Source organism: Rufibacter roseus (assembly GCF_001647285.1).
Classification (GTDB): domain Bacteria; phylum Bacteroidota; class Bacteroidia; order Cytophagales; family Hymenobacteraceae; genus Nibribacter; species Nibribacter roseus.
Genome location: NZ_LRML01000003.1, coordinates 294263 through 307859, shown reverse-complemented (window position 1 = coordinate 307859; position 13597 = coordinate 294263). Strand labels below are relative to the sequence as shown.

The window sequence follows — 13597 nt, the reverse complement described above, 5'->3', positions numbered from 1 at the left end:
GAGGAAGGGTAAGTTTATTTTAACTCTAACACCACTACAGAGGCAGGTGGTAAAGTAACCTCTAAGGTATTCTTTTTAAGTTTTGCGTCTTTGAAAGGGGCAGGCTTTACTTTGTCAGGCTCCTGAAAGGTATTATGGTCTTGAATAGCTTTAGACGCCAAAACACGACCCGTTACGGAAGATAATTTAGAGCCTTTTAGTTCTAACGTGACTTTTTGGTTTTTGCGGGAATCAATGTTGGTGAAGGAGATATGGGTACGACCAGAGGCATCTTTAGAGGCCGAACCAGTAACGGCGGGCAGTTTCTCCTGCCCCTGCACGAAGTCAGTGGTTTTGAGATTCAGGGGAATCAAAGTAGCGTCTTGGTGCACATTATACATTTCCATGACGTGGTAGGTAGGGGTCAAAATCATTTTTTCTTCATCGGTTAAAATGACTGCCTGTAGCACGTTAATTGCCTGTGCCAAATTTGCCATGCGCACGCGTTCAGCGTGGTTGTTAAAGATGTTAAGGGTCATGCCGGCAATCATGGCATCTCTGATGGTGTTTTGTTGGAACAGAAACCCAGGGTTAGTGCCGGGCTGCACATCATACCATCCACCCCATTCATCCACTACCAAAGCAATATTCTTCTGGGGGTCATATTTGTCCATAATGGCGGAGTGTTTGGTGACCAGTTCCTCCATTTGCCAGGCTCGCTGCAGGGTAGTGAAATATTGTTGTTCAGTAAACGTGGCGGCAGGGCCTTTCTTGTCCCAGTCAATGACAGAGTAATGGTGTAAGGCCATACCGCTAATCAGATTGGCCGGAATATTCTTCATGAGCACCTCCGTCCAATTATAATCATTAGAAGATGCGCCAGATGCAATCCGGAACATGTTCTTAGCATCGGCAAAGCCTGTCATGTAAGTGGCGTACTGGCGGTAAAGGTTCGCGTAATACTCTGGTGTCATGTTACCGCCACAGCCCCAGGCCTCATTGCCTATTCCCCAGTATTTCACGTTCCAGGGCTGGTCACGCCCATTCTGGCGCCGCCAATCAGACATGGGGCTCTTACCGGCAAAGTTGACGTACTGCACCCAATCAATAAGCTCCTGCACCGTGCCGCTGCCCACATTGCCAGACAAATAAGGCTCTGCGCCCAGCATCTCACACATGTTTAGAAAATCATGGGTGCCAAAGCTGTTGTTTTCTGTTACACCTCCCCACCAGGTGTTTACAATGGTGGGGCGCTTTTCTTTAGGGCCAACGCCGTCTTTCCAGTGGTAGGTATCAGCAAAACAGCCGCCGGGCCACCGTAGGTTAGGTATTTTCAATTTCTTCAATGCCGCCACCACGTCATTTCTTATACCGTTGGTATGCGATATTTTGGTGTTGTCTTCGCCCACGTAAAACCCACCATAAATGCACCGGCCCAAATGCTCAGCAAAATGACCATAGATGTGTTTACTGATGGTAATGCCTTTTACAGAGTCTGCCTGCAGCACACCAGTTGTCTGGCCACTTACCTGTAGGCAAAGCAAAATAAAGACAGCAAGAAAGTAGAGTTTCTTCATAAGTAGATGTTAGGTTGTACTACATGCTAGGTGGTTTTCAGGACAGTAAAATTGGCTGACAAAGGTGCCTATGTGGGTTGGGTAGTGGTTTTTATACTCCTTTAACAGTTTTTTGCCTAGTGGTTGTCCTCTCCAAACCTCAATTCTGTAGTAATCATCACCTTCATCTACGTCCACACTTCCCAAGTTAATTGAGTAAATTCTAACTCTATAATTTCCAAGGGGGAGTTCTTTTTCAAACTCCACTGCTCCTTTCGGGCAGTCTTGTATTTTAAAGGCTACCCGAGCTTATTTCCAGGTCTCCTTCAACTACATGGTCAAAGTCAGAAAAATCTACTGTCGTAGGATTTTGACGTAGGAAATTTATTTCCCCTTTGACTGGACCATAGCATTCTGTGCCAATACCTAAGACTCCAATCTAGTCAGCTAGGCGCATCGTAAAGGCTTCGTCGCTCCAGAGTTCATCTGTCTTATACATGTCCGCTGTTGCCATTTTTATTTTAATTGCAGTTTCATCATTATGTCCGTCTGCTCGTCATTTCCTAGTTTAAAAATGTGCCTATCAAATTCCACGAAACCATTTTTCTCATAAAATCGAAGTGCTCTTGGGTTTTCTTCCCAAACCCCTAACCAAACATAATCCACATCCTTGTGTTTGGATATTTCCATTGCCTTCTCATAAAGTATTTGACCGACTTTTTTCCCGTGGAATTCTTTTAAAACATAAATCCGTTCGATTTCAAGGGTGTTATCATCCTTTATTTCTGTTTGAGATTGTCCAAAATTGACTTTCAAATAGCCAATTACTTTATTCTCAAAAAGGGCAAAATAAAACTCAGAGTTCTTGTTGGCCAATTCAGCTTCTAGCTTTTCTGTTGAAAACCCTTCTTCCAAATACTTTTTCATATTCTCCTCGCTATTTCCAGAAGAAAATGTTTCGGAAAATGTCTGTCTGCCGATTCTCTGTAATTGGTCTAGATCGTTTACCGCTACTCTTCTTAATTCAATATTTTCCATTCTCGCTTAAGGGTTCTTTTTTTTGTTGCAGCAAACGTACTTGGCTAAAAAGCGTTTTTAGTGCTTTTTAGGTGTTGTTAGGCGTTACTTTTCTAATATGTAGCTAGTCACTATTAGGGGTGATTTCTCCCAATGATCATTGTAACGATGGTGGTTTGCACTTTTAGTCAGTCTTGATAACAAAAGCCTTTAATTCAGCCATCTTACCGTCGCGAAATCGCCAGACGTCACAGTATGAGTAGTCAGCCATTTTCCCGTCACTGTCTTTTAATCTGATTTTGCCGAGGGCTGTAACAAAATCACCTTCAGAGATTAAGTTTTCAACCATAAACTTCGGTGGTTCTATGTACGCCGTGGCCATGTACCGTCGAACAGCTTCCTTCCCTCGTAGGGTCTGGTCACCTACAAAAGTCCAATCTGTGTCGTCGGTGCAGAAAGACAGAAATCCTTCATTGTCACCTTCAGTAATAGCTTCGTTCGCCTTTTCTAGTATTGCTTTATTATACTCTACCATGCGAATTCCTTTATTTTAGGTTTAAGTTAATGCTGTAAGTATTGTAAAATGATTTTCTAAGAGATATAACCCGCTCTAATAAAATTGTTTCTGGTACTCTATTTTAATGTTAATATGAACAATGATTACAAAGTGCCGCCTAACTACCAGCTAAACAGAAGTCTATTCGGCTTATCTGTCATATTTTACAGATAAGCCGAACAAATCCTTACTTCCTAAACTCCTTAAACTGGTTGATCAACCCGTTGGTAGAGCTGTCGTGGCTGTTGACATCTTCTGCTGAGGTGAGCTCTGGCAGAATCTTCTTGGCTAGTTGCTTGCCTAATTCCACCCCCCACTGGTCGAAGCTGTAGATGTTCCAGATCACGCCTTGCACGAAGATTTTGTGCTCGTACATGGCAATTAGGCTGCCCAAGGTTCTAGGGTCAAGCAGCTTGAACAAGATAGAGTTGGTGGGGCGGTTACCTTCAAAAACCTTGTAAGTTTTCAGATTACGAATGTCTTCTTCAGAGCAGCCCAATTGGTGCATCTCGTCAATGACCTGCTCTTCACTTTTGCCATTCATTAAAGCCTCCGTTTGGGCAAAGAAGTTGGCCATCAGTTTCGGGTGGTGGTCACCCAGCGGATTGTGGCTGTTGGCAGGCGCCAGGAAATCGCAGGGGATTAGTTTGGTGCCCTGGTGAATGAGTTGGTAGAACGCGTGCTGTCCGTTAGTGCCGGGCTCTCCCCAAATGATAGGGCCGGTCTGGTAGTTCACCGGCTGACCGTTGCGGTCTACGTATTTGCCATTGCTTTCCATGTCGCCTTGCTGGAAATACGCGGCAAAGCGGTGCATGTACTGGTCATAGGGCAACAGCGCGTGTGAATCTGCGCCAAAGAAGTTGTTATACCAAATGCCCAGTAAAGCCAGCAACACGGGTGCATTTTCTTCAAAAGGAGCCGACTTAAAATGATTGTCCATGGCGTGGGCACCCTCCAGCAACTGCTTAAAGTTGTCATAGCCCACGGTGCAGGCAATAGACAGACCAATAGCCGACCACAACGAGTAACGACCGCCTACCCAATCCCAGAACTCGAACATGTTCTGCGTATCAATTCCGAACTCGGCCACCGCCTGGGCGTTGGTAGACAGCGCCACGAAGTGCTTTTTGATATGGGCCTCGTCTTGCACCTGCTCTAAGAACCACTTGCGGGCAGAGTGCGCGTTGGTCATGGTCTCCTGCGTGGTAAACGTTTTGGAGGCAATCATGAACAGCGTGGTTTCTGGGTCAATCTTCTTCAGCGTCTCGGCAATGTGCGTAGCGTCAACGTTAGAAACAAAATAGGTTTCTATGTGCGCTTTTTTGTACGGCTTCAGTGCCTCGGTAACCATTACTGGGCCCAAGTCAGAACCGCCAATGCCAATGTTCACAATGGTGTTAATGGCTTTGCCGGTGTAGCCCTTCCATTCACCGTTGATGACGGCGTTAGAGAACTGCTCTACCTGCGCCAGCACGCGGTTTACATCGGGCATTACGTCCTGGCCGTCTACCAGCACCGGAGTGTTAGAGCGGTTACGCAGGGCTACGTGCAATACAGAACGGTTTTCAGTGAAGTTGATCTTCTCCCCGTTGAACATAGCGTCAATGGCATCTTTCAAGCCACACTCTTCGGCCAAGGAAACCAGAAGGGAGCGGGTTTCTTCGGTTATTCTGTTTTTAGAATAGTCAAGCAAGATGTTCTCAAACGTAAGAGAGAATTTCTCAAACCGCTGCGGATCTTGCTGGAAAAGATCTTTTAAATGTTTGGCTTCAATGTCAGCGTAATGCTGAAAAAGTTTCTCCCAAGCTTGGGTAGAAGTGGGGTTTATGGCAGGAAACATGTATTTGCTTTTGGTTCAATGTAAGGGAGCGAAGTTAGGAAAAGCAGCGTGTTTAGGAAAATTGATTTACCCACAGGCGCTTCAGCTCTAAACTCAGAGGGCGTTTTGGGGCTAGTTTCGGAAAAATAGCCCTAAACAGTGGGATTTTCAACAGAGCATTACTCAACTCTATCCTTCTGCATGTGCTTCTTCAACTTAAAATTCTTTAACCGCAGAATTAGCCTTTGCTACTGCATTTTGTCCAGCAACTTGTAAGGATTCCAGAGATTCAGGTTAAGCGAGTACCGAATGCTTTCTCTGAAGTTTTTGAAATTGCCGGGGTAGGTGTCTTCAAAATTGCTGCCTGCCACCGGAAGATAAATCTCCAGCATATTATTAAAGAAGGAAAGCTGGAAGCCAGTGCCGTAGAGAACTTCTTTCGTTTCTCCTCCCACATGACCAAGGTCCAGGTAAGCTGTGAGGGGAAGCACGGGCACATCGGCGGTCAGGTTCAAGGCGGCCAGCCAATCTTGGCTAACTATTGCTATTGGGTTCCGGAAGCCACCGTCTTTTCTATCAGTTTGCCTGATGGATGCCGGGCCACCCAAAGAGGTTGCCATCTCCTGGCGGTTAAAAAAGACGTGCTCTTTCAGATAGTCAGGGCTGCCGGCTAAGCCTAGGTAGAAAGGATGATTGGTGCCATTTTTGAACATGAGCCCAACAAAAGTACGTAGCCTTATCTCCTTGTTCGCTTTGTACTTAAACCAATTATGGAGGTCTAACCTAAGCCGGCTGACATGCCCAGTTTCCTCCTTTGAGTCAGGTCCAGGAAAAGGGGAGGAGTAGGACGGTACATCATATCGGAAGGTGGTAAAATCAAGCCGTAGTTCAGAACCACTGATGGCATTGCTGGAACTGAGTTGGTAAGCTATCTGCGGCGCCTGAAAGTTCGGCATGAACTCCTCTTTCACAACGCTCCAACTCAATGTCAGTTGCTGCCACGGGGTTATCGAATTTTTCAGTCTGTTATAGAACGTAAGGCTTGGTTTAATAATCTGGTAGTTTGAAAACCGTTGCCCCTGCACACCTAGCTCTACTTTCCGTAGAAAACCTTGGGCCGGAAGCCTGAAATGAACATCAGCCAACCCAGTGAGGCGTTTGCTCCCGAAGGCGTACATGGGCATGACAATGTAATTCAACTTATGCTCGGTAACCAAATGATTGTAAAAGGCGCCGCCCAGCATAAACTTATCATAAGTATTGTAGCCAATGGTGGGCATGAAAAAGAGCTGCTGCTTGTCAATGCGCGGTATACCCGCCAATAACTGCAGTTTCAGGGGCTCTACTTTAGGCAGAAAACTGTGGAGGTTATACTGATTGTCGCGGCGGTCCAACTCCGGGAACAGATACTGCGGATCTACCACCACGCGATCAACGAAGGCATCGGTTTCTTTGAAAGTTACGGTCTGCTTTCGTTCGTTAGGTTTGGTCCAGTATGATTCAAGGATATTTCCTTCGGCATCTAGCGTGGCTACTTGCACCGGCAAAGCAAGTTTTCCGGTTTGGGTGACCGTTGCCGTTAACCCGTTCTCAGTTTTAGTGACATTTGCCAAGTGGGCATCTGGAATGCTGGTAGAAGCCAGTAAGTCCTGGAAAAACCAGTTTAAAGGCTCGCCGGTAGATTTTTCCAGAGCGGTCTGTAAATCGTGCGGGCCTGGGTGCCGGAACTTCCACTGCTGGTAATAACGGTGCATGGCGCTGTCAAAACGAGCGGTGCCCAGGTAATTCTCTAGGTAATGAAAGAGTAAAGCTGTTTTGGCGTACACACCGGTGCCATAATTCATGCTTCTGAATTGCTCTGACGCAGCGGTTACCGGTTGGTCCAGACCCCGGCTGGCCCCAGACATGAAAACTTGAGCGTCTATTGCCGTGGAGGGCAAGTTCCCGAGGCCGAAAAAGTTTCTTAGTTGCTCGCTTTTAAAAGCACTTGACAACATGCCTGCGTTTTGGGTGCGCTGAGTTTTTACCCTTGTCTCATAATAGGTGTTAATGCCCTCGTCTAGCCAAGGGTGCTGTCGTTCGTTGCTTCCTAAAATGCCGTAGAACCAGTTATGGCCTACTTCGTGAATAATTGCCTCAGGGTCAGTGACGGTTACCATGGGGTACTCCATGCCCGCACCGGCACTTAACGCGCCGTCTACCGCCGTGGCGTGTGCGTACGGGTAGTCACCCACCCACTGGGAATAATAGTACACCGCATCATTCATGTCTTTCATACTGGTGATCCAGGTTTCCGCCCGGCGGTTGGTGAATAACAGCCAGGTGGTGACGGCATTTTTGGAGTGGGGCAGAATCACTTCGCCTTTGAGCACATGAAAACGCTTGTCCGCAAACCACGCGAAATCATGGATTTTGTCTTGCCGGTAGTGCAGAGTTTTTGTTTGGGCAGCGGAAGGCGGAAAATCTAAATCAGTCTTGTCAAACTTGGTGATAGAGGCGGTGGCAGTGGCTAAACTGTCCATTCGGGCTATCTCTTTGGCTGTTTGCAAAACTCCAGTGGCGCCCACGGTATAGTTAGCCGGTAGCGTAATGCGCACATCAAAAGAGCCGAACTCTGAGTAAAATTCGCCTTGGTCCAGGTACGGTATAGGGTGCCAGCCATCTTGATCATACACCGCAGGCTTTGGGTACCATTGCGTTATTTGGTATGACTGCCCCACGTGCCCTAATCTGGAGAAGGAGTCGGGTAATTTTACTTTAAAAGGCGTGCTGATGGTAATGCGCTGCCCCGACGCCAGCGGTTGGTTCAGGGTCAGTTTGGCTATGTCTGGATTCTTGGCATCATACTCCCATTTAACAGGTTGTCCGTTTACCTTGAAATCTAACCCAGTAATAGATCCTCTGGCATGCTCCGGCGCAAAATGGAAGCGGGAGACATTGTTCCTCAGTTGTTGCTTGGCAAAAGCAGTATTTCTGTCTTTATAAGCATTTGGCCACAGATGGAAGTACAAGAAGGTAAGTGTCTCTGGCGAATTGTTGATGTATTCAATCTCTTCTGTAGCGCTGAGGGTGTGGTCTACGTCATTCAGCGTCACGTCAATTTTGTAGTTTACTTCCTGCTGCCAGTTTTGCTGTGAAAAGGCCGAAACAGGTATAAAGAATAAAATGCAGAGTGAAATTCTTTTATTCATGGAGTTTATTGTTTGCTCGAATATAAAAGATTCAGCTGGTTTAGTTGACTTTCCTTGCAGGCGTGGCTTAATATAGGCTAGCCACTTCATCTGTATTATGTAGTGTGGGGTATAACCGCTATTTTAGATGCGTTTTGGGCTTATTTTTCAGAAAAGAAACCCAAAACAGAACGCTATAAAACCCTGCACCCTTTACTATATCTAAAGAACAACTACACATGCTCTTCACCAGAAAACTTGCCGCTGTACTTTTGCTGTCGGCTTCTGCGTACACCGCCCTAGCCCAAACTTCTGACTTACATGCCCGCATTGACCGGCAAGCCGATAAAATAGAAACCAAAGTCATTCAGTGGCGCCGTGACATACACCAGAACCCCGAACTGAGCAACCGTGAAGTAAAGACCGCCGAGAAAATTGCCAAACACCTGAAAAGTCTGGGCATAGAAGTACAGACAGGCGTGGCCAAAACCGGAGTAGTGGGTATTCTGAAGGGTGGGCAGCCAGGACCCGTGGTAGCGTTGCGCGCGGATATGGATGCCCTGCCGGTTACGGAGCGGAACAGTTTGCCCTTTGCCTCCAAAGTCCGGACTACCTACAACAACCAGGAGGTAGGCGTGATGCATGCTTGCGGCCATGATACCCACGTGGCCATGCTGATGGGCGCGGCGGAAATTCTGGCCCAGCACCGCAAAGAATTAAAAGGCACCGTAAAATTTATTTTCCAGCCAGCCGAGGAAGGAGCCCCAGCCGGGGAAGAGGGAGGCGCTGACCTAATGGTAAAGGAGGGAGTTCTTCGTAACCCTAATGTAGATGCTATCTTCGGTATACACATCAACTCTGCCACTGAAGTAGGCACTATGAAGTACCGCCCGCAGGGCACCATGGCCAGTTCTGATAATTTCAAGATAAGGGTGAAGGGCCGTCAGGCACACGGGGCATATCCTTGGGCCAGCGTAGATCCTATTGTGGTGTCGGCGCAGATTATAAACAGCATACAGACCATTGTGAGCCGGCAGTTGGAGTTGACTAAAGACGCGGCGGTGGTGACAGTAGGTTCCATTCATGGTGGCGTACGCTCAAACATTATTCCGGAGGAAGTAGAAATGATTGGCACCATCCGTACCCTGGATACAACCATGCAGCGGCAGGTGCACGAAAAGTTGCGTCGCACCGCCACATTAATTGCCGAAAGCGCCGGAGCCACCGCCGAGGTAGAGATTACCAAAAACACACCCGTGACTTATAACCACGAAGCCCTCACGGCTCACATGCTGCCCACCTTGGAACGCGTAGCCGGAAAACCCAATGTAGTGCTTTCCAAAGCCGTGACCGGTGCCGAAGATTTCGCCTTTTTCCAAGAGAAAGTGCCGGGAGTGTTTCTGTTCGTAGGCGGCATGCCCAAAGGGCAAGATCCCTCTAAAGTGCCTGCCCACCACACGCCTGACTTCTTTATAGATGAAAGCGGCCTGAAACTGGGCGTACGCACCTTGGCTTACCTGGCGGTTGATTATCTGAACAACCCAATGCGGAAGTAGTAATTAAGGTATCTAGCTGTAAGAAGCTCTGTTTTCGACCTGTTTTTACAAAATTTGGTCAAAAACAGAGGCTTCTTATAGTATCAGGGAGCAGATACCCATTCCTTTTCCGCTCACTTGCCGTACCTTTGTTTTCGGGCTGATTTTAGTAAGTAAGCCCGAAAACAGACGTGTTACTATGCCATCATATAAACAAATCCTTTTAACCGGTGTGCTTGCTTGTGCGCTTCTTGCTCAGCCTACTGTAGGTCATGCTCAGTTGGTGAAATGGCAGGCGCAGCTTGACCAATTGGCTACAAAAGTGGAACCAAAGGTTATTCAGTGGCGCCGCGACCTGCACCAGAACCCTGAGCTGGGGAACCTGGAGGTAAAGACCGCCGAGAAAATTGCCAATCACTTGAAATCATTGGGGCTGGAGGTGAAAACTGGTGTGGCCAGAACCGGTGTGGTGGGTATTTTGAAAGGAGGAAAACCAGGACCAGTGGTAGCGCTGCGAGCTGATATGGACGCTCTTCCTGTGACCGAGAATAACTCCCATAATCTACCCTTCGCCTCTAAAGTAACCACCACTTTTGAGGGCCAACAAGTGGGCGTAATGCACGCCTGCGGCCACGATGCCCACGTTGCCATGCTCATGGGGGCGGCTGAGGTGCTGAGCGCCATGAGAAAAGATCTGAAAGGCACTGTAAAGTTTATTTTTCAGCCAGCTGAAGAAGGATCTCCGGCCGGAGTGGTAGGCGGGGCCAAACTGATGGTGCAGGAAGACGTGCTGAATTCCCCTAAAGTAGACGCCATTTTCGGATTACACATTCGCTCAGATGTAGAAGTAGGAACCATCACCTACCGGCCTCTAGGCATGATGGCCAGCTCCGATAACTTTAAAATCACAGTAAAAGGCCAACAAGCCCACGGCGGCACCCCATGGATGAGCGTAGACCCTATTGTGACCTCGGCCCATATTGTGACGGCGCTGCAAACCATTGTGAGTCGCCAGTTAGATGTAACCAACGCACCTGCTATAGTAACCGTAGGCGCTATCAACGGAGGCGTGCGTGCGAACATTGTTCCGGGCCAAGTGGAGATGATTGGCACCATCAGGGCCTTAGATACCCAAATGCAGAAACAAATTCATGAGCGCTTAAAGCAGACCGCCACCAGCATTGCCACCGGAGCCGGTGCCACGGCTGAGGTAGAGATTCAAGAAATGACGCCTGTCACATACAACCACGAAGCCCTGACTGCCCACATGTTGCCCTCTTTGCAGCGAGTAGCCGGAGTAAACGCCGTTAAACTGACCAAACCTGTAACCATTGCCGAAGACTTCGCCTATTTTCAGGAGAAGGTGCCCGGGCTTTACCTGTTTCTGGGCGGCATGCCCAAAGGCCAAGACCCCGCCACCGCCCCCTCGCACCACACTCCCGACTTCTTCATTGACGAAAGCGGAATGAAACTAGGGGTAAAGACCTTAGCAACACTAGCGGTAGAGTACCTGAACAACCCGCTGAAGTAGCTGTTTTAGGGCCGGTTTCCGAAAAGTAGCTCTAAAACGCACTAACCCTCCCCTCCACGGAGGGGGTGGGTCTAATACATTCACAACTTAAAATATCAATTTTACATAACTTGAAACTAGCATTAGTTACCTATGACGCCATCCAGAGTTATGGCTCATTAAGCGGAAGCGAAGACGGACAGCTTCTTGATTTTCTTGCCTCCAAAGGCGTAGACATTACTCCAGAAGTATGGGACAATGCAGAGGTGAACTGGCAGCAGTACGATTTAGCTATTTTCAAATCACCTTGGGATTACTTCGACAAGTTCCCTGCATTCCGAGAGTGGTTAGACAAGGTAGAGGAGCTTGGTCTGCGCACGCTCAATCCTCTTAAAACTATCCGCTGGAACACTGATAAGCATTACCTTTTAGACGTGGCTAAAGCCGGATTGCCCGTAGTGCCTACTGAGCTGCTGAAGCGGGGGCAGCAAGCCAAGTTGGAGCACATCTTTACCCGTTTCGGCACAGATAAAATCATTATAAAACCAACCGTAAGCGGCGGAGCCAAGAACACTTTTATTGTAAAGCGGGAAGAGGTAGAAAATGTACTGCCGCGGCTACAGGAGCTGCTGATTTCTGAAGATTACCTGGCGCAGCCGTTCATGCCGCAGGTGCAGGAAGAAGGGGAGTGGTCATTCCTGTTTTTCAACGGCCGTTACAGCCACACCGTCTTAAAGTCTGCAAAGTCCGGAGACTTTAGAGTGCAACATTTCTTTGGTGGCACCATCCATCCACAGCCTGCACCAGAGCACCTGTTGCCGCAAGCCCAAAAGTATATTGATCAGTTTGCCCAAGGCTGTTTGTATGCCCGCGTAGACGGCGTAGACGTAAACGGGGAACTGCAACTGATGGAGTTGGAGCTGATAGAGCCGTTCCTGTTCCTTCACACCCATGAGCAAGGGTTGGAGAATTATTATCAAGCGCTAAAGGACTTGATGTAGTTGAAGTTGTTGAAGTAGCAAAAGTGTTACCCATCCCCGCCAGTGACGGAGGATTAGCTTTCCATGGGAAGAAATTGTTGGCTCTACTTAAAAGCTAACCTCGTAGGTGCGGGTAAATACGTTTCCAGCCTCTTTTCTTGAAAACAGATTTAAAGCAGCAGCGCCTCGTTTAACCGCTCTTCGGGATTGGTAAATTCGGAAGTTCTCTGTCGGGGATTTCCTAATCCTCCAGCTACAGCAGAGGCTAGAAAGGGGATTTATAAATCCCCGACAGAATGGTTCGGGATTGGTAAATCCCGAACAGCATCAACAGACAGCATCATCAGGCAGCATTAGCAGGAAAGTATCAACAGGAAAGTATGTCTGCAAGATAAGCTTAAGAGGGACTAGGTTTAGTGAAGCACGTTTCCAGCCTCTTTTCTTGAAAACAGGCCTAAAGCAGCAGCGCCCCGCTTACTACAAGCGGGGCGCTGCTGCTTTGAATTAGATTGAACTACCCAAACAAGTTAATACTCATGCCTCCGTCAACGGCAATGCATTGTCCGGTGATGTAGGCAGCGGCGGGCATGCAAAGGAAAGCCACGGCTCCGGCCACGTCTTCTGGGTTTCCTATGGTGCGGGTAGGGGTGCGGCTGAGAACAGCGTCAGCATATTCTTGGTTTTGCAGTACTTGTTCTGCCAGGGGAGTGCGGATGTACCAAGGTGCCACGCAGTTGACCCTGATACCGTCCAAAGCCCATTCAGCAGCCAAATTCTTAGAAAGCTGCACCATGGCTGCTTTGGTCATACCGTAGATGGCACCGGTGCGTACATGACCAAGTCCGGCTACCGAAGACACATTTACCACATTTCCTTGCTTAGAATTCTTCAGGAACGGGTGCGCCAGCCGGCACAGCTCAAAGGCCGAGGTGAGGTTGGTTTGTAGCAGGTAGTTGTATTCATCTGGAGTATATTCGCCAATTTTCTTGCGGATGTTGGTGCCCACGTTGTTCACCAGAATGTCCAGCTTGCCCCAAGTGTTTTCAATCAGCTGTATGAGGTTGTGTCTATCGGCGGGTTGGCTTACGTCGGCTACCATGCCCGAGGCATTCAGTCCGCGCGCGCGCCACTCAGTCACAGCTTGGTTTACTTCCAGTTCTTTGCGGGCAACAATCAGTACATCGGCGCCCAGGTTGAGCAATTCTTCGGCTATGGCGGCGCCTATGCCTTTGGTGCCTCCGGTTACCAGGGCGCAACGGCCCTCTAAATTCCAGCGGTTATTCTGCATGTTCTATTCGTCAATGTTAAAGCAAGTCTACGCAGAAATTGGCAAAGAGAGCAGAGGCTGCGGTAATTTTCTGTTTTAGGCTTGTTTTTAGGAAAGAAGGCCCAAAACAGATTGGCGTGGGAGAAACAAAGTGTTGCGTCTCTAAAGAATTGATTTATCGCTTCTTCCAATGCCCTCGCAGTGTCTA

Annotated in this window: 10 protein-coding genes; 3 read left to right on the top strand and 7 right to left on the bottom strand. The window is 48.1% G+C overall.

Going from position 1 to position 13597, the window contains the following annotated elements; all coding sequences use genetic code 11:
* Positions 1-14 precede the first annotated feature (14 nt).
* From A8O23_RS05290 to A8O23_RS05270, 6 genes are all read right to left on the bottom strand, one after another.
* Positions 15-1556, bottom strand: a complete 1542-nt coding sequence (locus A8O23_RS05290; RefSeq protein ID WP_066617711.1) for an alpha-N-arabinofuranosidase — start codon at positions 1554-1556, stop codon at positions 15-17.
* Positions 1557-1565: 9 nt separating this feature from the next.
* Positions 1566-1802 carry a hypothetical protein gene (locus tag A8O23_RS21405; RefSeq protein WP_153042083.1) on the bottom strand — a complete coding sequence of 79 codons (237 nt, stop codon included), beginning with the start codon at positions 1800-1802 and terminating at the stop codon, positions 1566-1568.
* Positions 1803-2051: 249 nt separating this feature from the next.
* On the bottom strand, positions 2052-2573 hold the full coding sequence (locus tag A8O23_RS05285; protein WP_066617708.1) for a GNAT family N-acetyltransferase: 522 nt from the start codon (positions 2571-2573) through the stop codon (positions 2052-2054).
* A 163-nt stretch (positions 2574-2736) separates the two neighbouring features.
* The gene (locus tag A8O23_RS05280; protein WP_066617706.1) at positions 2737-3087 is read right to left on the bottom strand and encodes a nuclear transport factor 2 family protein; all 351 of its coding nucleotides are present in this window, start codon (positions 3085-3087) and stop codon (positions 2737-2739) included.
* 208 nt (positions 3088-3295) lie between these two features.
* Positions 3296-4948 (bottom strand): glucose-6-phosphate isomerase, encoded by a 1653-nt coding sequence (gene pgi / locus A8O23_RS05275; protein WP_066617704.1) that lies wholly within the window; start codon positions 4946-4948, stop codon positions 3296-3298.
* A 227-nt stretch (positions 4949-5175) separates the two neighbouring features.
* Positions 5176-8118 carry a M1 family metallopeptidase gene (locus A8O23_RS05270; RefSeq protein ID WP_153042082.1) on the bottom strand — a complete coding sequence of 981 codons (2943 nt, stop codon included), beginning with the start codon at positions 8116-8118 and terminating at the stop codon, positions 5176-5178.
* A 218-nt stretch (positions 8119-8336) separates the two neighbouring features.
* Here A8O23_RS05270 and A8O23_RS05265 point away from each other — a divergent pair, with 218 nt between their 5' ends.
* From A8O23_RS05265 to A8O23_RS05255, 3 genes are all read left to right on the top strand, one after another.
* Entirely contained in the window at positions 8337-9653 is a 1317-nt protein-coding gene (locus tag A8O23_RS05265) for an amidohydrolase (protein ID WP_066617698.1), read from the top strand.
* A 178-nt stretch (positions 9654-9831) separates the two neighbouring features.
* Entirely contained in the window at positions 9832-11163 is a 1332-nt protein-coding gene (locus A8O23_RS05260; protein WP_066617696.1) for an amidohydrolase, read from the top strand.
* A 110-nt stretch (positions 11164-11273) separates the two neighbouring features.
* A complete protein-coding gene (locus A8O23_RS05255; protein ID WP_066617694.1) occupies positions 11274-12143 on the top strand; it encodes an ATP-grasp domain-containing protein in 870 nt (289 codons plus the stop codon).
* A gap of 493 nt (positions 12144-12636) precedes the next feature.
* On the opposite strand, the gene A8O23_RS05250 is transcribed toward A8O23_RS05255, so the two are convergent.
* Positions 12637-13410: an SDR family oxidoreductase gene (locus tag A8O23_RS05250; protein WP_066617692.1), complete on the bottom strand. Its 774-nt coding sequence runs from the start codon at positions 13408-13410 to the stop codon at positions 12637-12639.
* Positions 13411-13597 lie beyond the last annotated feature (187 nt).